Raw genomic sequence first — 20,303 nt, forward strand, 5'->3', positions numbered from 1 at the left:
GGCGTCTGTTGCCTGACGGGGCGAAGGACGGTAGGAACCCGAGGGGGCCGAGGCGACGGTGACGTCGCCCGCCCGGCCGGACCGGAACCGATACCGTGGCGGCGTGCAGAACGACTGGACGAACGACCGCGGCGAACCTCTTGACCTTCGCATGGCCGTCGGGTAAACAACCCGCGCCGTGTCAAGCTTGACTAAATGGAAGAGGTTCTTTAACTAGAACCTCTTTTATTTTTTTGGGACGGGAAACACACTATGTTCGACAGCCTTTCAGACCGCCTGGAATCGGCATTCAAGAAGTTCAAGGGGCAGGGTCGCCTCGATGAGTCCAACATTCAGGAAGGCCTGCGCGAAGTTCGTCTGGCGCTTCTGGAAGCGGACGTCAATTTCAAGGTCGTCAAGGACTTCACCGAGCGCATCCGCGAGCGCTGCCTCGGGCAGGAGGTTCTGGGCAGCCTGACCCCCGGCCAGCAGGTCATCAAGATCGTCAATGAAGAGATGGTCGGCCTGCTCGGTGGCGAGACGCAGGACGTCGATCTGCGCGGCAAGCCCGCCGTCGTGATGATGGTCGGCCTGCAGGGCTCGGGCAAGACGACCTCCGCCGCAAAGCTGGCCCTGCACTTCCGCCGCCTGCGCAAGATGAAGCCGTACCTCGTCCCCGCGGACGTGTATCGCCCCGCGGCCATCGACCAGTTGCAGACGCTGGGCCGTCAGTTGGACGTGCCCGTCTTCGCGTCCGACACGTCCATGGACCCCGTGGAGATCTGCCGCAAGGGCATCGAGGCCGCGCGCGAGGAGGGCTGCAACGTCGTCCTGCTCGACACCGCCGGTCGTCTCCACATCGACGAAACGCTCATGGACGAGCTGGCCAACATCAAGGCCGCCTGCGCCCCCGGCGAGATTCTCTTTGTCGCCGACGCGATGATCGGCCAGGAGGCCGTCACCGTCGCCGAGGCCTTCAACGAGAAGCTCGATATCTCCGGCGTGGTGCTCACCAAGATGGACGGCGACGCCCGTGGCGGCGCGGCCCTGTCCATCAAGTCCGTGACCGGCAAGCCCATCAAGTTCGTGGGCATGGGCGAAAAGGTCAACGACCTCGAAGTGTTCCATCCTGACCGCGCTGCGTCGCGCATCCTCGGCATGGGTGACATCCTCACCCTCATCGAGAAGGCGCAGACCACGATGGACCAGGAGGAAGCCGAGGCCATCGGCAAGAAATTTCAGCGCGCGGAGTTCGATTTCGAGGACTTCCGCACGCAGATGCGCCGGCTGAAGAAGCTCGGATCCCTCGAAGGCATCCTGAAGCTGCTTCCCGGCATGAAGGGCCTCAAGGAGAAGCTTGGCAACCTCTCCGTTCCTGACAAGGAAATGGGCCGCATCGACGCCATCATCAGTTCCATGACGATGGAGGAGCGCCGCAACCCCGCCATCATCAATGCCAGCCGCAAGGAACGCATCGCCCGTGGTTCCGGCGTGAGCGTCAACGACGTGAATCAGCTGGTGAAGAACTTCGAGCAGATGCGCAAGATGATGAAGCGGATGATGGGCGGCGGCACCAAGGGCAAGACGCCCCGGATGCCGCGCATGCCCAAGGGTATGCCGGGTATGCCCGGAATGCCCAAGGGTCTGCCCGGAATGGGCGGCATGCCCGGTGGAATGCCGGGAATGTCCGGAATGCCTGGCATGGGCGACATGGGTGACGCCGAGGGAGGACGTGCATCCGCAGGTTCCACCAAGGCGAAGACCGAGCGCAAGAAGCGCAAGAAGACAGCCGGCAAGAACAAGAAGAAAAAGAAGTAATCCCGGATCGTTGCGGGCATCGGTGTGTGCCCGGTTCCGGCTCGGATCGCGGTCGAGTGGCTGCGAGTTACGCGCAGACTGCTTGCATTTTCTTTCAATTGTAATACTATCTATCAGAATGGGGGAAACCACATGGCTCTGAAACTGAGACTGACCCGCATGGGTTCCAAGAAGCGTCCCTTCTACAGGATTATCGCCGTCGAGAGCACCACGCGCCGTGATGGCCGTGCGCTTGATTTCCTGGGTCACTACAATCCCATGGTCAAGCCTGCTGAGATCGTCGTCGATTCCGAGAAGGTGCAGAAGTGGATGGAGCGCGGCGCCACGCCGTCCGACACCGTCCGTTCCCTGCTGAAAAAGGCCGAGTCTGCCAGCGAGTAGCATCCGTTCGTACGGACACCACGCGGCGAAGTGTTCGCACACCCCGTCGATTCCCTAGCCGGAGGTCATCATGTTGAAGGATCTGATTTCCTATATTGCGAAATCCTTGGTCGACAATCCTGAGGCGGTCGAGGTTTCGGAAATCGAGGGAGAGCAGACTTCGGTGATCGAGTTGAAGGTCGCCAAGGAAGACCTCGGCAAGGTGATCGGCAAGCAAGGCCGCACCGCCAGGGCCATGCGAACCATCATCGGGGCAGCCTCCACCAAGGCCCGAAAACGGGCCGTGCTGGAGATCATCGAGTAGGAACGCCGGCCTCGCGGCCAGCGGTTCCGTCTCGTGCTCCCATGAGCCGACACGCTCGTGGTGTGCCGTATACGGTACATGCGCGTATTCCGTGATGAGCAAATCATTCGGCATGCAAGCCGGGAGCGGGAACCTCGTCCTCGTTGGCGAGGTGACCAAACCTCATGGACTCAGGGGGGAAGTCTGCGTACGTCTGTACGCGGACTCCCCTTCTTTTTTTGATCTCGTGGACGTCGTCCACCTGCGTCCCGCAGCGGAAGCGCCAGCTCCCGATCCGGTACCCGCAGGTCGCGGCCGTCGTCCCGCTCGTCCGCAACCACCCCGCATGCGCCGTGTGCGCATCGTGTCGTGGCGCGAGCACAAGGGCATGGTACTGCTCGTCTTCGAAGGCGCGCAGGACCGTTCCGCCGCCGAAGCATTGCGCGGCAGCGAAATCCTCGTCCGCGAGACCGAACTTCCCGACCTCTCGGACGACGAGGTCTACATCCATCAGATCGAGGGACTTGCCGTGCGCCTGGAAGGCGGCGAGCCGCTCGGTGTCGTGCGCGAGGTGCTCACGCCCGCGGGACAGGAAATCTGGGCCATCGAAACGCCGGACGGCCGCGAGGTCCTCTTTCCCGTGGCGGAGCAGTTCGTTCTCGCCGTTGATCTGGAGGCCGGATTCGTGGAGATAGCTCCGCCGCCCGGACTTCTCGATCTCTATCTTAGCGACGACGCCTGACCCCTCGGGCCGCGCTACGCGGCACGGCCATCCCAAGGAAACGCTTCACGTGAAGTTCCATATCGTCACTCTCTTTCCCGAGTTCTTCGATTCCCCCCTGTCCAGCGCCATGCTCGGCAAGGGGGCGGAGGAGGGACTCGTGGCCTTCACCCGGACCAACCCGCGGGACTTCACCGAGGATCGCCACCGGACCGTGGACGACCGCCCCTACGGCGGCGGCCCCGGCATGGTCATGATGTGCGAGCCGCTTTCCCGTGCGCTCGACAGTATCGAGACTCCCGGACGCATGCTGGCGCTCACCCCGCGTGGGCGTCCGCTCGATCAGGCTTTTGCGCGCGAGCTCGCCGCGCAGGAGAATCTGACGCTCATCTGTGGCCGCTACGAGGGCATCGACGAGCGCATCTTCGATCAGTATCCAATTGAGGGCGTCTCCGTGGGCGATTTCGTGCTCAACGGTGGCGAGGCCGCCGCGTTGTGCGTCATCGAGTCCGTGGCGCGGCTCGTGCCCGAGTTTATGGGCCACGAGGATTCCGGCGACGAGGAGAGCTTTTCGCACGGACTGCTGGAATATCCGCACTACACGCGGCCACCGGTCTTCCGTGGGCAGTCTGTTCCGGACATCCTGACCTGTGGCGATCATGGCCGTATCGCCGCATGGCGCAGGCACAAGGCGCTGGAAGTCACCCTCGCCAACCGTCCGGACATTCTGGAACAAGCGTCGCTCACCGGCGACGACATCGAGGTGCTTCGCGAAATTCGCGCTCAGGGCGGCATTGAAACGCTTGGGCGCAATTTGTACGTTGCGTTGCTACATGCACCGGTGCTCAATAAATTTGGGCAAACCGTTGCTGTGTCTTTGACAAACCTCGACGTTCACGATATAGCCCGCGTTTCGCGCACCTATGGTCTCGGGGGTTATTACATCGCAACGCCCCTGACCGATCAGCGCAATCTGCTCGAACGTCTCGTCGGGCACTGGGTCGACGGGCCCGGTCAGCGAGCGAACCGCGACCGGACCGACGCATTCGGAGCCATCCGCACGGCCAGTGATCTTTTCGAGATCATCGCCGACGTGGAACGAAGAGCAGGGCAGAGGCCGGTTGTGGTGGCAACGACCGCCCGTGGCGCTGGCAACGCGAGCGTGCCCGCCGTCAGACAATGGCTGGCGGACAAACCCGTGCTGCTGGTGATGGGTACGGCCTCCGGGCTGGCCCCGGAAGTGATGGAGGACGCCGACGCGGTGTTGCGGCCCGTGCGCGGCATCGGAAGGTACAACCACCTCTCCGTTCGTTCGGCCACGGCCATTATCGTTGACCGCGTCCTCGGTGACGCGTATTAAAATGTTTTCGGACGACGTAAAATATCCCGTGAAGGAGTTTTAATATGGACGCTATCCGTAAGATCGAGAGTGAACACCTCCGCCTGGACATTCCTCAGTTCAAGGCCGGTGACACCGTCAAGGTGCATCAGCGCATCATCGAGGGCGAGAAGGAACGCATCCAGGTGTTCCAGGGTGTTGTGCTGCGCGTGCAGCGCGGTACCCTTGACAGCACCTTCACCGTGCGCAAGGTTTCCGACGGCGTGGGCGTGGAGCGCATCTACCCCATGAACAGCCCCTTCATCGAGCGCGTTGAAGTGCTCGCCGAGGGCAAGGTTCGCCGTGGCCGCATTTACTACCTGCGTCAGCGCAAGGGTAAGGCTGCCCGCATCAAGACCAAGAACCAGTGGGATTAGTTCCGCTGGATGCCGTCCGGCCGTCCCGGCCGGGGGCGCCGCAGGCGGCAGGAGACCGTATCCATGCCGTTGCTTGCATGTGAGAGAATGGCCGGGGATTCCTATCCCCGGCCATTTGCAGGCGTAGACGAGGCCGGGCGGGGCTGTCTCGCCGGTCCGGTCGTCGCCGCCGCCGTCATTCTGCCCGAAAGGTTCGACCTTCCGGGTCTTGCCGATTCAAAAAAACTCACGGAAAAGAGACGTTCGGTTCTCGAACCGCTGGTCAAGTCGCAGGCCCTCGCGTGGGGCATCGGCGTGGCGTGGCCCGGCGAGATCGACAGCATTAATATCCTTCGCGCATCGCTGACGGCCATGTGCCGCGCGGTGGGCGTCCTTCGCATTCCCCCCGTTTTCCTCGCCGTGGACGGCAACCAGCCTGTTCCCCTCGATACGCCCCAGCAGACCGTGGTGGGCGGCGACGGGAAGATTCCGGCCATTTCCGCAGCATCCATCCTTGCCAAGACCTTTCGTGACAGGCTCATGATCAAGCTCGATGTCCGCTATCCCGGTTATGGGTTTGCAGTGCACAAGGGCTATGGTACCAAGGTACATCTTGAGGCCATCCGGAGGCTTGGGCCATGCCGGATGCATCGCATGACCTTCCGGGGCGTGCTTCCCGGAGAGACATCCAAGGAGGAGGCGCTGTGTCTGCCCGGCATCTAGAAACCGGAGAGAAGGGCGAGCGCGCCGCAGAGGACTATCTGCGCGCGCACGGATATCGCGTCGTCGAACGCAATTGGCGCTGCCGTAGCGGCGAGTTGGACCTCATCTGCGATCAGGGCGGCACCATCGTCTTCGTCGAGGTCAAGACGCGCACCAATGGCGCGATGGCCGACCCCTGCGGTGCCGTGAACCGCGCCAAGAAGGCCCGCCTCTCGCGGGCGGCGGGCGAGTACCTCACCATCCACGACGCGTGGGGACGCCCCTGCCGCTTCGACATGGTTTCCGTGCTCAACGGCACAAACGGCGACGCACCAGACATCGAGCATCTCGAAAATGCCTTCGAGCTGACGCATTCCGGCCTCGGGGCCTGTCCGTGGCAGCCCTGGTAGGCGAATCCTTTTCCATTGTCCCGCTGGGCGAAAGCGCGTACAGCCATCATTGCGGTCGCGCGTTTTGCATCGCTTACATCCCGAAATGAAAGAACACGTCGTGAACGAAGAAGTTTTGCGCCCGGCGCTGTACGTCGTGGCAACTCCCCTTGGCAACGCCGACGATCTGTCGCCGCGTGCCCGTTTCGTGCTGGCCAATGCCGAGGTCGTCCTCGCGGAGGACACTCGTCGCGCAGGTCAGCTCTATCAGCGTCTTGATATTCCCTCGCACGGCTTCGTGAGCTTTCACGAGCACAATGAGGACCAGCGTGTGGAGCACGTCGTCTCCGCGCTGGAGGAGGGCAAGAGCGTGGCCATGGTGTCCGACGCGGGCACCCCGCTGTTGTCCGACCCCGGCTTCACGCTGGTGCGCGCCTGCCGCCAGCGGGGGCTGGCCGTGGTTCCCGTGCCGGGGCCGAGCGCACCGCTCACCGCCCTGTGCGCCTGCGGATTGCCACCCCTGCCGTTTACTTTTCTCGGCTTCCTGCCCCGCAAGGATAGCGACAAGGTTCGGCTGCTCACCGCGCATGGGGCCACCGGGGCCACCCTCGTCTTCTTCGAGCGCAAGAATCGCCTTATGGAGAGCCTCGCCGTCGCGGCGCAGGTTCTGGGCGCGCGCGAGGTGTGCATTGCACGGGAATTGACCAAGACGCATGAGGAATTTATATATGGTCGCTTGGACGACCTCGACGCTCTCGACGTCCCCATGCTTGGCGAATTCACCATCGTGATCGGCCCGCCGGCCGAGGTCGAGGTGGCCGAGCGCGATGAACTGCTCGATGTGCTTCGCGAGGAACGCGAGCGCGGCGGCAAACCGCGTCAGGTCGTGCGCAGGGTGCTTGAGCGCGTGGAGGGATGGTCGTCCAAGGACGTCTATGCGCTGTTGAATGAACTGGGGGACGAGACTCCACAGGAGTAGCCCCGAAACCCGGGAGGGCGAGTGGCCGAGGCTGGCGCGACAAGACGCACCGATGCGGCCGGGCGAAGGGTATTCCCCAACGCCCGCGTGCTGCACGACTGCTTCGTGCGCACCCTTTTCGTGGGTGCGGGCTTCAACACGCGCGGCATGCAGAACGTGGGGCTGGCCAACGCCATGGACCCCGGCCTGCGGGCCATCTACGGCTCCGGCGAGCAGTTGCGCCGCGCGCGCAAGCGCTACGTTGGGCACTACAACACGCATCCCTTCTGGACTCCGCTGCTGGTGGGCATATTCCTCGGCGTGGAGATGAAAATTTCGCGCGGGCTTCTGGCTCCCGAGAGCTTCGAGAGCCTGCGCGGCACCACGATCTATGCGCTGTCGGCCATCGGGGACTCGTTCTTCGGCGGCAGTGTGCTGGTTTTGTGGTCGCTGGCCACCTTCCTTCTGTGGGCGGCTGGCTATGGTTGGCTTGCCGTGGTACTGGGTGTGGTGTGCTTTCTGGCGCTTCAGGCCTTCAAGGCATACACCTTCTTTGCCGGGTTCCGTCAGGGCTTGCAGTTCGTGCATACCTTGAAGCGCTGGGATCTCATCAACTGGGGCCAGCGCGTCAAGATGCTGAACGCGGCCCTTGTGGTGCTGGTGTGGGTGCTGGCATGGCCGGAACCCTTCCTATGGTACGAGTGGCTGGCCGCGGTGCTCGCACTCGGGGGACTTGCCGGGGTGGTGTTCACCGCCGGGCTGTCCCGCGAGATCATCGTGGCGCTGCTGGTGGCCGGGTATCTCGGCTACCCATGGCTGGAGCGCATCGTCGCGGGGCTTTTCTCGTGACGGGCCGAATGAGAGATGACGACGACGCCCATAGGGCGAGAACATACATTTTGGAGGATGCGGTGATCGAACCGGGAGCTGAGGAAGAAGGCTACCGAAGCGCCGAGGTCTGTGTGCGCAACGAGCTGGGGCTGCATGCCCGCCCCGCTGCGCGGCTGGCCCAGGAGGCGCAGCGGTTTGACGCTGAAATCAGGCTGGCGACGCAGGATCAGGAAGTGGATGCCAAGAGCATTCTGGACATTCTGACCCTTGCCGCGCCGCAAGGCTGCGGGCTGACGCTTCGGGCCAACGGGCACGACGCCACCGAGGCGCTGGCCGCGCTCATCGAACTGTTCCGGACCCGCTTCGGCGAGGAGAAATAGTGGCGACCAAGGTCATCACGGGCATTCCGGTGTCTTCGGGCATTGCCATCGGCAAGGCCTTCTTCATGAACCGCAGGCTCTACGGTTTCATCCCGAGGCAGTCCATCGCCGCGGACATCGTGTCCGACGAGGTGGCGCGTCTGGAGGAGTCCATCGCCCGTGCGGCAGCGGAACTCTCCGAGGTGCGCGAGAGCCTGCCGCCGGAATTGCGCGACCACGCGCTGCTCATCGATTCGCACATCACCATCCTGCGCGATCCGAAGCTTGCGAAGTCCGCCCGTTTCTACATCGAGGACATGCGCATTAACGCGGAGTGGGCGCTGCTCAAGGCCGTCAAGGACATGGAGCAGGCGTTCTCGGCCATCAAGGACGACTACATCCGCGACCGCATTCAGGATGTGCGGCTCATGGCCGACCGCGTGTTGTCCAAGCTCATGGGCCTGTCCACGGGCCTCAAGGCCATCGAGGGGCGCGTCATCCTGCTTGCCCACGATCTCGCTCCGTCGGACACGGCGGGGCTTGAGGTCGACAAGATCATGGCCTTCACCACCGCGGAGGGCGGCAAGACCTCGCATACCGGCATTCTGGCTCGTTCGCTCCAGATTCCGGCCATCGTGGGCGTCGTGGGGCTTGAGGACAACGTGCAGGACGGGCAGTTCATCATCATAGACGCGCTCAAGGGGCGCATCCTCGTGGAACCCAACGAGGACGAACTGGCTCGCTATACGGACCTTCAGAACAGGTTCGAGTCGTACCAGAAGAACATCCACCGCAACTGCCACCAGCCCGGAGAGACCATCGACGGCTACCGGGTGAAGGTGATGGCCAACATCGAACTCTTCGAGGAGGTCGCGGCGGTTCTGGATCACGGCGGCGAGGGCATCGGCCTGTACCGCACCGAATATTCCTACATGAACCGCAAGACGCTGCCGAGCGAGGACGAACTCTACGAGGAGTATCGCGATCTGGCGGCGATCATGGACGGGCGCAAGGTCGTCTACCGCACGCTGGATCTCGGATCGGACAAGTACATGTCCCAGTACGGCCAGACGCAGGAGCGCAATCCCGCCCTCGGCCTGCGGTCCATCCGCTTCTGCCTGCGGCACAAGGAGATGTTCAAGACGCAGCTTCGGGCCATCCTGCGCGCCAGCGTGGAAGGCAACTGCGCCATGATGTATCCGATGATTTCCGGCCTGCGTGAACTGCGCGAGGCCAACAAGGTGCTCTTCGAGGTCAAGCAGGAGCTCAAGCGCGACGGGCTGCCCCACGCCTCCGACATTCCCGTCGGCATCATGGTGGAGCTGCCTTCGGCGGTGATGACGGCCGAACTGCTGGCCCGCGAGGTGGATTTCTTCTCCATCGGCACTAACGATCTCATCCAGTATTCGCTCGGCATCGACCGGACGAACAAGGACGTCTCGTACCTCTATCAGCCGCTGCACCCGGCGGTGCTGCGCTCCATCAAGCTGGTGGTGGACGCCGCGCATCAGGGCGGGATAGAGGTCAGCCTGTGCGGCGAGGTGGCGTCGGACCCGTTTTGCATCCCCATTCTTCTGGGTATGCAGATCGACTCCATCAGCATGAATCCGCAGGCCATTCCGGGCATCAAGCGCATCATTAGGCAGACCACGATGGACGAATGCAAGGAGCTGCTGCGGCGCATCCTCGAATGTCGCACCGTGACCCGCATAAACCGCCTCGTGATGGATTCCATTTTTCAGCGATTCCCCGAGGAACTCACATTCTACTCGTCCTTGCTCGACGTGGACGATTTCGTCTAGGCATCCATGGCAAACACTCCCCAGAAGTCCGGCATCAAGATTATCGCCCAGAACAAGAACGCCTGGCGCAATTACGAGATTCTCGAAACCTTCGAGGCAGGCATTGCGCTCATGGGTTCGGAAGTGAAGTCCCTGCGCGAGGGCCGGGTGAATTTCAAGGACGGTTACGTGCGCCTTGCTGATGGTGAGGCGTTCCTTATCGGCGTGCATATCGCACCCTACGAGCATGCCGTGCACACCGGTCACGAGCCGGAGCGCGAGCGCAAGCTCTTGCTCCATGCGCGCGAGATTCTGATCCTTGCCGCCAAGGTGGAGCAGAAGGGCCTGTCCGTGGTGCCCACTAAGATTTACTTCACCCGTGGCCGCGTGAAGGTGGAGATCGCCCTCGGGCGCGGCAAGAAGAACTACGACCGTCGCGACGACATCAAGAATCGCGATATCGCGCGTGATACCGAGCGCGAAGTGGCGCGCTACAAATAGCGCCGCCCGCTCCCCCTCGTCTTTCTCCGCAGCCGCCTCCGGGCGGCTGCGTCGTTTCCATCCCTGCGTCCCTCTTCCCTTTTCCTCGCGCACTCCGTACCATTGTCGTCGCGGGCACAACCATCTTTCTACCCCCCTCCCCCTCTTTTTTCCCCGCCCGCCAAGTAAAGGTTTTTGGGGGAAGGGATGAGGGTCCGGGAGAAGGGGAACCCCCTTTTTTCCTTTCAAAAAGGGGGTTCCCCTTCTCCCGGCCGCCGGAGGCACCCAGACCGCAATGCTCACAGCCACCCAGAAACGCTTCCTCACCGACCTTTTCCCCGGCGACGCCTGCGTGCTCACGCCGGAGGAAACATGCGCCTTTGGCGCGGATTCCAGCCGCATCTTCGCGCAGCCATGGGCGGTGGTCCGCCCCGAAACCCTCGACCAGACGCGTAGCCTGCTCAAGTGGGCGCACGAGGAGCGCGTCCCGCTGTTTCCGCGCTCGCGCGGGACCAACGTGGTGGGCGACTGCACTCCCAAGGGCGGCGGCGTGGTGGTCTCGGCCCTGCGCATGAACCGCATCGTGGAGGTGAGCGGCGATGACTTCGTGGCCGTGGCGCAGCCCGGCGTGGTCACTGCCGATCTCCAGCGCGCCTGCGAGGCCAAGGGCCTTTTCTACCCGCCTGACCCCGCCAGCGTGCGTATTTCGACCATCGGGGGCAACGTGTCCACCAATGCGGGGGGCATGCGGGCCGTGAAGTACGGCGTCACGCGCGACTATGTGCTGGGGCTTGAGGCCGTGCTGCCCGGTGGCGAGGTGATTCGCACGGGCGGGCGTACGCACAAGAACGTAGTGGGGCTGGACCTGACGCGGCTCTTCGTGGGTGCGGAGGGCACGCTTGGCTTCATCACCGAGGTGACGCTGAAGCTCCTGCCACGTCCCGAAGCGTCGGCCTCTGTGCTGGCTGGGTTCGCTGCGCTGGAAGCGGCGCTCGACGCCGCGCGCGACGTGTTCCGCGCGGGCATCCTGCCCGTGGCCATGGAATTCATGGCCGACGAGGTGCTGCGCGCGTTGGCGAAGGTCACGGATGCGCCGTGGCCGCAGGGCACGCAGGCCGTGCTGCTGCTCAAGCTCGACGGCAGCGGCGAGACCCTGCCGCTGGAACTCAAACGGCTGGAGACGGCGCTTGCGCCTTCGTCGCCGTCGTTCATGGCCCGGGGCATGGGCGCGGATGAGGAAGCCCTGTGGGAGGTTCGTCGGCTCATCAATCCCGCGTCGTTTCGTGTCGCGCCGGACAAGATGAGCGACGATGTGACCGTGCCGCGTGGGCGCGTGGCCGAGGCCGTGGCACGCATCCGCGATGCGGGACGCGAGGCCGGGCTGACGGTGCTCGTGTTCGGGCATCTGGGCGACGGGAACCTGCATGTGAACATCATGCACGACGCGGCGGGCGGCGAGGGCGAGCGGGCGCGGACCCTGAAGGAAACGGTGCTCGGCATCGTCCTCGACGTGGGGGGGACCATGTCCGGCGAGCACGGGGTGGGCCTGACCAAGCGTCCCTACATCGACAGGCAGATCGGGGGACGCGAGCTGGAGATCATGCGGCAGGTGAAGGCAGTTTTCGACCCGCATGGGATTCTCAATCCCGGCAAGGCATACTGATTCGCCATGTTTCGGCCTGTTGGCTAGCGCTGCCGAACGCGCAATCATCACGCAAGTCTTGAATAGTTCCGGAATGTTGCGTACATGGTGAAAGGAATCTCCATGCGTTTGGCTCTCTTCGGAAAGGGGGAGTGATGAATTTCGTCGTCGTCTGCGTCGTCATGCTGGCTGGGGCCATTGCCTTCAGTCTGTATGTGCGTGGGGCGCGGGCGCGCTACATAGCGCGGATTCAGACGCTTCGGCTTCAGGCACGGCGCAAGGAGACGGAACTCGGCGACGTGCGCAATGATTTGGCCGTGCGCCGCGAGAACGTCCGGCTACTGGAAAAGCAGCTGGAGAAACTGCGCTGGGAGGGCGAGCGCGAGAGGAGGGCTGCGGAAGAGGCGGCTTCCAATGTCGAAAAGACACCGCTCTCCGTTTTGCAGTCCATGGGCCGAATCACTGCGGAGGACCTTGCCCGGGCCGAGGAATTTCGCACTCGCAGCGGGAGCGAATCGACCATCGAGGAGATTCTCGTGCTGCTCGAAATCGTCAGCCCCGAAGAGGTGCACAGTGCCAAGGTCGCGGCGCGCAAGGGGTGACGCCTCGCCGCGAGCGCGGGCGTGGGGAGGGCGTCGATGACGGTGCTCTATCTTTCCGTGCTGATCCTGCTCTTCCTGTGTGCAGGGCCAGCCTACTACTCGCGGATGATCCGGGGTTACACCGACGCCATCCGCACGCTGGAATACGGCCTACAACAGCTCGATGACGAGCTTGAAGCCCTCAAGGCCGAGCGCGACGTGCTGATGGAGCGGGAGGAGGAGCTCAACAGCGAGCGCATCGCCCTCGTTCAGGCGGCACACGGGCTGGCCTCGTTCACCGAATCCGGCGGGGCATCGTCCGCAGTGGAGTACCTGATGCAGTCCGGGAAGCTACGTCCAGAGGATCTCCAGAAGGCCAAAGACTTCAAGGCAGGCTCCCAAAGTCCTTACGAGCTGGAGGACGTCCTCGTCATGCTCGATCTCGTTTCGTCCTACGACATGGAGAACGCGAAGCGGAAGGCTTCGTCGTGATCTGACGTCATGTCATCGCGCGTCCGGCGCTGTCGGCGCGGTCTCCTTTTCTCCTCATCGTTGCATGCGGTCCCTGTCGATGTGGCGGGTGTCTCGTGATAGCCCATGGTATATCCGTCTGCTGAAACGGTGCTTTTGCATGATTGTTGTGTGCGCAATCATGGTGTGGCGATGATGGATGTTGCCTTGGCATGGCTCATTCACTATTGTCGCCATGCGACGACTGCGCCGCGAAGAGGGGGGATGGTCCATGGAAACGTTTGCCAGCATCTTTCTGGCTTTGATAAGTATCGGTTTTTCGCTGTTCCACTATACCTGCGTCCGTCGCGACTATACGGAGCGCATCAATGCGTTGAAGTGCGAGGTGCAGAAGCTGGAGGATGAGTATGTGTGCCTGAGCGCCGACATCCGCTCCAGACGCCAGACCGTGGCCACGCTTGAACGCGAGGTGGCTGACTTCGAGCGCCGGGTGCCCGGCGGACGCCCGAAACGACGCGAGGCGGCCGCGCGATGAGCATCATGTGCACGGCGGCGGTGCTTCTTGTGCTGGGCGGCATCGGCGGCTTCTGGTTGTCGCGGGTATGCGCGGACTATCGGGCGGTGATGCGTGGGCTGGAGTTGGAGCGCATGCGGCTGATGGATCGCCTCTCTTCTGCGGAGCTTGAGCGCGACCGGCTGCGTGATGCGCAGGAGCAGCTGGAATGCCGGGTGGGCGTGCTACGCGACGAGCTTCAGGATTCCGCGCAGGTCACCGTCGCGCCCGCGAAGGGGCGGCCCGCTCCGCGCACGCCTGCCGAGTGGCTGGTGAGCGTGGAGAAGCTGACGCCGGAAAACCTGCGCAAGGCCGAGGAGTACCGACGCGGAACGCGCACGGAACTGTCGATGGAGGAAGTCTTGATTCTGCTCGACATGGTCAGCGCGCAGGATGTCCGCGCCGCCAAGGCCATGTTCAGCGGTCCCGCCGCTGGCTGATGATGACGCCCGCCAGAACGAGGGCCGAGGCCGCGAACTGCTGCGGCGTGAAGCGCTCGTCGAGGATGAGCCAGCCCATGATCACGGTGAAGACCGGAATCAGGTTGATGAACGCGGTGGACTTGCTCGCGGGGATCTTGCTCACGGCGTAGTTGTGCATGCCGTAGGCGCCAAGGGTCACGACGAGGCCGAGGTAGACGATGCTCAGCGTGGCGTCGAGGGGGAAGTGCGTGGGCAGCACGGTGCTCGGCAGAAAGAGCAGCGGCAGGAAGAACGTCGCTCCGGCCACTGCCTGAAAGCCGGTGAGGAAGTGCGGGGAATAGCGGAAGGACAGGCGCTTGAGGGTGACGATGTAGCCCGTGGCCGCGCACATGGCCAGCCCTTCGAGGGTGTTGCCGAGTGCGGGGTTGGGCGCACCTTCGCAGGCCTCGCCGGACAGGCTCAGCCAGACCACGCCGCCCACGGCCATGACGAATCCCGCCATCATGGAGCGCGAAATCTTTTCGTTCAGCAGCGGCACGGCGGCTACGGCCACGAGGAGCGGCAGGGTCGCCGTGACCATGCCCGCCTGCGACGCGGATGTGAACCGCAGTGCGTTGGATTCAAAGACGAAGTACAGGCACGGCTCACACAGGGCCATGAAGCACAGGTATTTCCAGTCGCCGGGCTGGTAGCGCACCTCGCGCAGGAGCTTCAGGAACGGCAGTAGGGCAATGCTGGCGATGAACAGACGGCCGAAGATCATGACGTAGGGGTCGAAAGAGCGCAGCACGATCTTCATGGCGATGAAGGAACTGCTCCACAGGAGCACGGCGAGAAGAAGCGTGAGAAAGGGAAAAAGGCGCGCGCGGTCCGTTCTGCCAGTCATTTCTGTATCCTGCATGGTGTCGGTTGAGTAGACGCTCGGGTATCGAGGTCTATATCCCGCATCACGGTATGTCCAGCCTTTCCTAGGAATGTGCGCGGGTTCATTGACGACCGCCACCCTCGGTCTTATTGTCCTGCATTGCGCCGCCCTTTTCCCCGCATTTCCGCCCGGCGCATCCACCCGCATGACTGACGAAGACAAGGTAACCCAACAGGCCGAGGGCCGAAACGAACCCCAGTGCATCCTCTGCGGACGCTGCCTTGAGGTGTGCCCGCTGGTGGCCGCCACAGGACGGGAGGAGCTTGGCCCACGCGGCAAGATGCTGTTGCTCCTCCGCCTGCGCGAGGCTCCGCAGACGCTTTGCGAGGATGACGCGGCGCGTCTGGCGTCCATGTGTCTGTCCTGCGGACGCTGCGCGAAGGTTTGCCCCCAGAAGGTGAATGTGCCCCTCGCCGTGGCCCGCGTCCGGCAGGCGCATCCGGGCTTCGCACGCTGGCTGTGGAAGGCGTGGATCGGCTCGTCGCGCCTGTCGTGGCCTGCCGCCGCGCGCCTTGGCCGGGCGGCGGTGCGCCTTGCTCCCGCTGGGAGCGAATCCCGCGCTGCACGGACGCTGCGCAGCCTTTCGGCCATGGCCGCCGAGGAGACGGTGACGCCGTGGATTGTCCCCGATGTCGCGCCCGCTTGCGCTCCAGGGGAGAAGACCGTACTTTTTCCGGGCTGCCTCGCATCGAACGTGCGCAGACGCTATGTGCGCGCGGCCACGGCGCTCCTGTCGTGGTGCGGTGCGGAGGTCGAGTCCATGCCGGATTTCGGCTGCTGCGGGGGAACCCTCGGGCACGCCGGGCTCGGTGTCGAACAGGCCAAGGCCCGCGCCCGCAACGTGGCCGCATGGCGTGCCGCAGGGCGACCGCGTATGGTCACCTTCTGCGCCAGTTGCCATGCCGGGCTTGCCGAGTATGCCGCCGATGCGACGCTGTTCGCTGACGCGGCGGAGGCCGCGGCCTTTGCCGCCGCGCTGGTGCCCCTGTCGGTGCTTGTGGCCGATGGCGGGTTTCGCGTGGAGGACGGCGGTCCGGCGGCGGTGGTCTATCATCGCCCCTGCCACGCTCCGCAGGACGATCCGGATGCCCGCTTGCTGCGCAAGGCCCTTGGTGGGCGACTTCGCATTCCTGACCGTGCCCGCTGCTGCGGCATGGGCGGGGTGCTGCAACTTTCCGCGCCGGAATTGTCGGCGCAGGTGGCCGATGCATGCTGGGACGGGCTTGACGCCGTCGAGGGGACCGTGGTCCTCACCGGGTGCAGCGGCTGCGTGCTTCAGCTTGCGGCCTCGGCTCCACGGGGAGTCCGCGTGGCCCACTGGCTCGACGCACTGCATTTCGAGGAATGACGCCCGGTGTGCCCGGTGCGCAGAACATACATCAGGAGACACATATGATCGGTGCCATTGGCCGGATGCTTTTCGGAACCAAGAACGAGCGCTACCTCAAGCGGCTTCGCCCCATCGTGGACAGGGTCAACGCCCATGAAGAGAACGTCCGCAAGCTTGGTGACACCGATTTTCCGACGCATATCGCCGAGTTGCGGCAGCAGGTGGAGAATGGCCGCAGCCTCGACGAGATGCTGCCCGAAGTCTTCGCGCTGGTGCGCGAGGCCGGTCGCCGGACCATGAACATGCGTCACTTCGACGTGCAGCTCATCGGCGGCGCGGTGCTGCATGATGGCCGTATCGCCGAGATGCGCACCGGTGAAGGCAAGACCCTCGTGGCCACGCTGCCCGTGGTGCTCAATGCCCTGACCGGTCGCGGCGTGCATGTCGTGACCGTCAACGACTACCTCGCCCGGCGCGACGCCGAGTGGATGGGCAACATCTATCGCTTCCTCGGCCTGTCCGTCGGTACCGTGCTCCACGGTATGTCCGACGAGGAGCGCAAGGTCGCCTACGGTGCGGACATTACCTACGGCACCAACAACGAATTCGGTTTCGACTACCTGCGCGACAACATGAAGTTCTATCTGGACCAGCTGGTCCAGCGCGACCTGCACTTCGCCATCGTCGACGAAGTGGACTCCATCCTCATCGACGAGGCCCGCACCCCGCTGATCATTTCCGGTCAGGCCGAGGCGTCTGTGGGCATGTACGCGCAGATGAACTCCATCGTCGCCCAGCTCAAGGGCGAGGCGGACTACACCGTGGACGAGAAGGCGCGTTCCGTGGCCCTCACGGACGACGGTGTCGCCCACTGTGAGCAGATTCTCGGACTCGAGAACCTCTACGATCCGGCCAACATCACCTACCAGCACCACGTGTTGCAGGCGCTCAAGGCACACAAGCTCTTCCAGCGCGACGACGACTACGTGGTCAAGGATGGACAGGTCGTCATCGTCGACGAGTTCACGGGCCGCCTCATGCCCGGCCGCCGCTTCTCCGATGGCCTGCATCAGGCACTCGAAGCCAAGGAGGGCGTGAAGGTCGAGGCTGAGAACCAGACGCTGGCCTCCATCACCTTCCAGAACTACTTCCGCATGTATGACAAGTTGGCGGGTATGACCGGCACGGCCGACACCGAGGCCGTGGAGTTCCAGCAGATCTACAATCTTGAAGTGACGGTCATCCCCACCCATCGCGAGATGGTGCGCAAGGACCACCCCGACGTCATCTACAAGAATCAGGACGCCAAGTACAAGGCCATCGCCACCGAGGTGGCCGAGTTGCACACCTCTGGCCGCCCGGTGCTCGTGGGTACCACCAGCATCGAGAAGTCCGAGATGCTCTCGACCATGCTGACCAGAAAGCGCATTCCGCACAGCGTGCTCAATGCCAAGCATCACGAGCAGGAAGCCGAGATCGTGGCCGAGGCCGGACAGCGCGGCAAGGTCACCATCGCCACGAACATGGCCGGTCGCGGCACGGACATCGTGCTCGGCGAGGGCGTGCGCGAGTTGGGCGGCCTGCACATCCTCGGCACGGAGCGCCACGAGTCCCGCCGCATCGACAACCAGTTGCGCGGCCGCGCCGGCCGTCAGGGCGATCCCGGCTCCTCGCGCTTCTATCTCGCCCTCGACGACGAACTGATGCGCCTGTTCGGTTCTGACCGGCTGTCCGGCATCATGGACAAGCTCGGCCTTGAAGACGACGAGGCCATCGAGAACCGCATGGTCTCCCGCGCCATCGAGAACGCCCAGCGCCGGGTGGAAGGCCACAACTTCGACATCAGAAAGCAGCTCCTCGACTTCGACGACACCATGAACCAGCAGCGCACGGTCATCTACTCCCAGCGCCGCGAGATCATGGCTGCGGAGAAGGACGAGCTGGAGGAGATGATCGGCCAGTTTACCGGGGAAACGCTCGAAGGCCTCTACGCCGCGCTTGGTTCGTCCAAGAGCGGTGAGGAGGAGACCGAGTTCGTCGCTGGGCGTCTGGACGAAATCTTCGACCTCGGCCGCGCCGAGGACCTCAAGCACGCCGTGCCCACCCTCGACGACGCCAAGGCCGCCGTGTCCGCCAAGCTGGACACCCTGCGCACCGGCGCGCCGGACATGTACTGGGAGATATTCCGCTTCTTCCTGCTCGATAGCCTCGACCGCAACTGGAAGGAGCACCTGCTGAACATGGATCACCTGCGCGAGGGCATTGGCCTGCGCGGCTATGGTCAGAAGGACCCCAAGCAGGAGTACAAGCGCGAGGGCTTCGAGTTGTTCCAGGATATGCTGGACCGCATCAAGGAAGGCTGCCTGCGTTCCCTGTGCCGTCTGCGCCTGCGCACCGAGGTCCACGAGGACGATTTCCAGCACAAGGAGCAGGAGACCAAGGTGCAGTATGCCGGGGGCGGTTCCGCCAAGGCCGAGCCGCAGCGCAAGGAACCCGTGCGCCGCGACGAGCCGAAGGTGGGCCGCAACGACCTCTGCCCTTGCGGAAGCGGCAAGAAATTCAAGAAGTGCTGCGGCCGATAGGCTGCGGTTCCAGGCCGGTTGGCCTTTGTGATGAAGGCGGGGGGTGAAGGCCCTTCGCCTTTGTCGATTCAGCCCCCACGGGGGCGCTGCGCGGGCATCCGCGCAGGCGACGCGGTGGTTTTTGCAGGATGTCTTCCGGCAAGCCCGGCGGCATCATCCCGGTTCCATCACGCATGGGGGAAACGAAAATGCTTGTCCCACAGGGATTCAGATTCGCAACGGCGGCAGCGGGATTCAAGAAGCCCGGCCGGAACGATCTTGCGCTCGTGCTTAGCGACACTCCCGCCTCCGCGGCGGGTGTATTCACCACGAACCGTTTTCAGGCCGCTCCGGTGCTCGTCTCTCGTGAGCGCCTCGTGGAGTCCGAAACGGCCATGGCCGTGGTCATCAATTCCGGTCAGGCCAATGCCTGCACCGGTGACGAGGGCCTCGCCAACTGCCGCGAAACTCTGCGACTGGTGGGCCGTGCGGTGGGCGTTGACAAGTGCGACGTGCTGTGCGCGTCTACCGGCGTCATCGGACAGCAGCTCAAGATGGACCTCTGGCGCGAGACCGTGCCGCAGCTCGCGAAGACGCTTGGCGCCAATGGTCCCCTCGACGTCGCCAAGGCGATCATGACCACGGATACCTTCGCCAAGGTGGCGTGGGCATCCGTCGGCGAGGGCGACGCGCAGGTGCGCGTGCTCGGTTTCGCCAAGGGTGCGGGCATGATCTGCCCGAACATGGCCACCATGCTCGGCTGCGTGCTGACCGACGCCGCCGTTCCGCCGCAGGTGTGGCGGAGCATGCTGCGCGAGGCCGTGGACGCGAGCTTCAATTGCGTCACCGTGGACGGCGACACCAGCACCAACGATACGGTGTTCGGGCTGGCCAACGGAGCCAGTGGCGTGAGTGTGGACGACATCGGCGCTACGGCGCTGGCCGATGCTGTGCGCGAGGTGTGCCGCTCGCTGGCGTACATGATCGTGCAGGATGCCGAGGGTGGCACCAAGGTGGTGCGCATCACCGTCTCCGGTGCGCGCGACGACGCAGAGGCCGACATGGCCGCGCGGGCCGTTGGCAACTCCCCCTTGGTCAAGACCGCCATGTTCGGTCAGGACCCCAACTGGGGGCGCATCGCCGCGGCCCTTGGGCGGAGCGGAGCGGCCTTCATGCCCGAGGACGTGAGCATCAGCATCGCCGGACTGGTCATCTTCGAGGCCGGACAGCCCGTGGATATCGACTTTGATAGCCTGCTGGCTCCGCATCTTCGCAAACCGGACATCGACATCAGGATTTCCCTTGGCCGGGGGCCGGGCGGCTGCGAACTGCTCGCCTCGGACCTGACGCACGACTACGTGAGCATCAACGCGGACTACCGATCGTAGTCCGCCGACAAGGC

General features: G+C 63.9%; 22 protein-coding genes. 21 read left to right on the forward strand and 1 reads right to left on the reverse strand.

The window, feature by feature from the left end; genetic code table 11:
• Positions 1-252: 252 nt before the first annotated feature.
• The 18 genes from ffh (at position 253) to GGQ74_RS11390 (ending at position 14,103) form a co-directional block, all read left to right on the forward strand.
• A complete protein-coding gene (gene ffh / locus GGQ74_RS11305; RefSeq protein ID WP_167941650.1) occupies positions 253-1,797 on the forward strand; it encodes a signal recognition particle protein in 1,545 nt (514 codons plus the stop codon).
• A 132-nt stretch (positions 1,798-1,929) separates the two neighbouring features.
• Positions 1,930-2,178 carry a 30S ribosomal protein S16 gene (rpsP, locus tag GGQ74_RS11310; RefSeq protein ID WP_167941651.1) on the forward strand — a complete coding sequence of 83 codons (249 nt, stop codon included), beginning with the start codon at positions 1,930-1,932 and terminating at the stop codon, positions 2,176-2,178.
• Positions 2,179-2,248: 70 nt separating this feature from the next.
• The gene (locus tag GGQ74_RS11315; RefSeq protein WP_167941652.1) at positions 2,249-2,482 is read left to right on the forward strand and encodes a KH domain-containing protein; all 234 of its coding nucleotides are present in this window, start codon (positions 2,249-2,251) and stop codon (positions 2,480-2,482) included.
• Between the two features lie 112 nt (positions 2,483-2,594).
• Positions 2,595-3,203 carry a ribosome maturation factor RimM gene (gene rimM, locus GGQ74_RS11320; protein WP_167941986.1) on the forward strand — a complete coding sequence of 203 codons (609 nt, stop codon included), beginning with the start codon at positions 2,595-2,597 and terminating at the stop codon, positions 3,201-3,203.
• 49 nt (positions 3,204-3,252) lie between these two features.
• On the forward strand, positions 3,253-4,542 hold the full coding sequence (gene trmD, locus GGQ74_RS11325) for a tRNA (guanosine(37)-N1)-methyltransferase TrmD (RefSeq protein ID WP_167941653.1): 1,290 nt from the start codon (positions 3,253-3,255) through the stop codon (positions 4,540-4,542).
• 44 nt (positions 4,543-4,586) lie between these two features.
• Entirely contained in the window at positions 4,587-4,937 is a 351-nt protein-coding gene (rplS, locus tag GGQ74_RS11330; RefSeq protein WP_167941654.1) for a 50S ribosomal protein L19, read from the forward strand.
• Positions 4,938-5,000: 63 nt separating this feature from the next.
• The gene (locus GGQ74_RS11335) at positions 5,001-5,639 is read left to right on the forward strand and encodes a ribonuclease HII (RefSeq protein WP_245168233.1); all 639 of its coding nucleotides are present in this window, start codon (positions 5,001-5,003) and stop codon (positions 5,637-5,639) included.
• Complete coding sequence (locus tag GGQ74_RS11340; RefSeq protein ID WP_342448616.1) at positions 5,621-6,028, forward strand: YraN family protein; 408 nt, start codon at positions 5,621-5,623, stop codon at positions 6,026-6,028. Before GGQ74_RS11335 ends, GGQ74_RS11340 begins: the two co-directional genes overlap by 19 nt.
• 100 nt (positions 6,029-6,128) lie before the next feature.
• Entirely contained in the window at positions 6,129-6,986 is an 858-nt protein-coding gene (gene rsmI, locus GGQ74_RS11345; protein WP_342448617.1) for a 16S rRNA (cytidine(1402)-2'-O)-methyltransferase, read from the forward strand.
• Positions 6,987-7,007: 21 nt separating this feature from the next.
• On the forward strand, positions 7,008-7,814 hold the full coding sequence (locus GGQ74_RS11350) for a PTS system mannose/fructose/sorbose family transporter subunit IID (protein ID WP_342448618.1): 807 nt from the start codon (positions 7,008-7,010) through the stop codon (positions 7,812-7,814).
• 62 nt (positions 7,815-7,876) lie between these two features.
• Positions 7,877-8,176 (forward strand): HPr family phosphocarrier protein, encoded by a 300-nt coding sequence (locus GGQ74_RS11355; protein ID WP_342448619.1) that lies wholly within the window; start codon positions 7,877-7,879, stop codon positions 8,174-8,176.
• Complete coding sequence (gene ptsP, locus GGQ74_RS11360; protein ID WP_167941658.1) at positions 8,176-9,957, forward strand: phosphoenolpyruvate--protein phosphotransferase; 1,782 nt, start codon at positions 8,176-8,178, stop codon at positions 9,955-9,957. The genes GGQ74_RS11355 and ptsP overlap by 1 nt, the downstream gene beginning before the upstream one ends.
• Before the next feature lie 6 nt (positions 9,958-9,963).
• Positions 9,964-10,437, forward strand: coding sequence for an SsrA-binding protein SmpB (smpB, locus tag GGQ74_RS11365; RefSeq protein ID WP_167941659.1), 474 nt, complete (start codon positions 9,964-9,966; stop codon positions 10,435-10,437).
• 274 nt (positions 10,438-10,711) lie between these two features.
• A complete protein-coding gene (locus GGQ74_RS11370; protein WP_167941660.1) occupies positions 10,712-12,079 on the forward strand; it encodes an FAD-binding oxidoreductase in 1,368 nt (455 codons plus the stop codon).
• Positions 12,080-12,213: 134 nt separating this feature from the next.
• On the forward strand, positions 12,214-12,660 hold the full coding sequence (locus GGQ74_RS11375; protein ID WP_167941661.1) for a hypothetical protein: 447 nt from the start codon (positions 12,214-12,216) through the stop codon (positions 12,658-12,660).
• A gap of 36 nt (positions 12,661-12,696) precedes the next feature.
• Positions 12,697-13,131, forward strand: a complete 435-nt coding sequence (locus GGQ74_RS11380) for a hypothetical protein (RefSeq protein WP_167941662.1) — start codon at positions 12,697-12,699, stop codon at positions 13,129-13,131.
• Between the two features lie 250 nt (positions 13,132-13,381).
• Positions 13,382-13,645 (forward strand): hypothetical protein, encoded by a 264-nt coding sequence (locus GGQ74_RS11385; protein ID WP_167941663.1) that lies wholly within the window; start codon positions 13,382-13,384, stop codon positions 13,643-13,645.
• Positions 13,642-14,103: a hypothetical protein gene (locus GGQ74_RS11390; RefSeq protein ID WP_167941664.1), complete on the forward strand. Its 462-nt coding sequence runs from the start codon at positions 13,642-13,644 to the stop codon at positions 14,101-14,103. The genes GGQ74_RS11385 and GGQ74_RS11390 overlap by 4 nt, the downstream gene beginning before the upstream one ends.
• Here the strand turns inward: GGQ74_RS11390 and GGQ74_RS11395 are convergent.
• A complete protein-coding gene (locus GGQ74_RS11395; RefSeq protein WP_167941665.1) occupies positions 14,081-14,971 on the reverse strand; it encodes a DMT family transporter in 891 nt (296 codons plus the stop codon). The two genes, GGQ74_RS11390 and GGQ74_RS11395, sit on opposite strands and share 23 nt — an antisense overlap.
• Before the next feature lie 184 nt (positions 14,972-15,155).
• On the opposite strand from GGQ74_RS11395, the gene GGQ74_RS11400 reads away from it, so the two are divergent.
• The 3 genes from GGQ74_RS11400 (at position 15,156) to argJ (ending at position 20,289) form a co-directional block, all read left to right on the forward strand.
• Positions 15,156-16,358 carry a (Fe-S)-binding protein gene (locus tag GGQ74_RS11400; RefSeq protein WP_167941666.1) on the forward strand — a complete coding sequence of 401 codons (1,203 nt, stop codon included), beginning with the start codon at positions 15,156-15,158 and terminating at the stop codon, positions 16,356-16,358.
• Between the two features lie 44 nt (positions 16,359-16,402).
• Positions 16,403-18,922 (forward strand): preprotein translocase subunit SecA, encoded by a 2,520-nt coding sequence (gene secA, locus GGQ74_RS11405; RefSeq protein WP_167941667.1) that lies wholly within the window; start codon positions 16,403-16,405, stop codon positions 18,920-18,922.
• A 188-nt stretch (positions 18,923-19,110) separates the two neighbouring features.
• A complete protein-coding gene (gene argJ / locus GGQ74_RS11410) occupies positions 19,111-20,289 on the forward strand; it encodes a bifunctional glutamate N-acetyltransferase/amino-acid acetyltransferase ArgJ (RefSeq protein WP_245168234.1) in 1,179 nt (392 codons plus the stop codon).
• The last annotated feature ends 14 nt before the right edge of the window (positions 20,290-20,303 follow it).

It is taken from the genome of Desulfobaculum xiamenense (assembly GCF_011927665.1).
GTDB lineage: Bacteria > Desulfobacterota > Desulfovibrionia > Desulfovibrionales > Desulfovibrionaceae > Desulfobaculum > Desulfobaculum xiamenense.

Excerpts from the sequence above, each read along its gene's own strand:
- ffh (WP_167941650.1), top strand. The coding sequence starts at position 253 with ATGTTCGACAGCCTTTCAGACCGCCTGGAATCGGCATTCAAGAAGTTC.
- rpsP (WP_167941651.1), top strand. The coding sequence starts at position 1,930 with ATGGCTCTGAAACTGAGACTGACCCGCATGGGTTCCAAGAAGCGTCCC.
- GGQ74_RS11315 (WP_167941652.1), top strand. The coding sequence starts at position 2,249 with ATGTTGAAGGATCTGATTTCCTATATTGCGAAATCCTTGGTCGACAAT.
- rimM (WP_167941986.1), top strand. The coding sequence starts at position 2,595 with ATGCAAGCCGGGAGCGGGAACCTCGTCCTCGTTGGCGAGGTGACCAAA.
- rplS (WP_167941654.1), top strand. The coding sequence starts at position 4,587 with ATGGACGCTATCCGTAAGATCGAGAGTGAACACCTCCGCCTGGACATT.
- GGQ74_RS11335 (WP_245168233.1), top strand. The coding sequence starts at position 5,001 with ATGCCGTTGCTTGCATGTGAGAGAATGGCCGGGGATTCCTATCCCCGG.
- smpB (WP_167941659.1), top strand. The coding sequence starts at position 9,964 with ATGGCAAACACTCCCCAGAAGTCCGGCATCAAGATTATCGCCCAGAAC.
- GGQ74_RS11370 (WP_167941660.1), top strand. The coding sequence starts at position 10,712 with ATGCTCACAGCCACCCAGAAACGCTTCCTCACCGACCTTTTCCCCGGC.
- GGQ74_RS11375 (WP_167941661.1), top strand. The coding sequence starts at position 12,214 with ATGAATTTCGTCGTCGTCTGCGTCGTCATGCTGGCTGGGGCCATTGCC.
- GGQ74_RS11380 (WP_167941662.1), top strand. The coding sequence starts at position 12,697 with ATGACGGTGCTCTATCTTTCCGTGCTGATCCTGCTCTTCCTGTGTGCA.
- GGQ74_RS11385 (WP_167941663.1), top strand. The coding sequence starts at position 13,382 with ATGGAAACGTTTGCCAGCATCTTTCTGGCTTTGATAAGTATCGGTTTT.
- GGQ74_RS11390 (WP_167941664.1), top strand. The coding sequence starts at position 13,642 with ATGAGCATCATGTGCACGGCGGCGGTGCTTCTTGTGCTGGGCGGCATC.
- GGQ74_RS11395 (WP_167941665.1), bottom strand. The coding sequence starts at position 14,971 with ATGACTGGCAGAACGGACCGCGCGCGCCTTTTTCCCTTTCTCACGCTT.
- GGQ74_RS11400 (WP_167941666.1), top strand. The coding sequence starts at position 15,156 with ATGACTGACGAAGACAAGGTAACCCAACAGGCCGAGGGCCGAAACGAA.
- secA (WP_167941667.1), top strand. The coding sequence starts at position 16,403 with ATGATCGGTGCCATTGGCCGGATGCTTTTCGGAACCAAGAACGAGCGC.
- argJ (WP_245168234.1), top strand. The coding sequence starts at position 19,111 with ATGCTTGTCCCACAGGGATTCAGATTCGCAACGGCGGCAGCGGGATTC.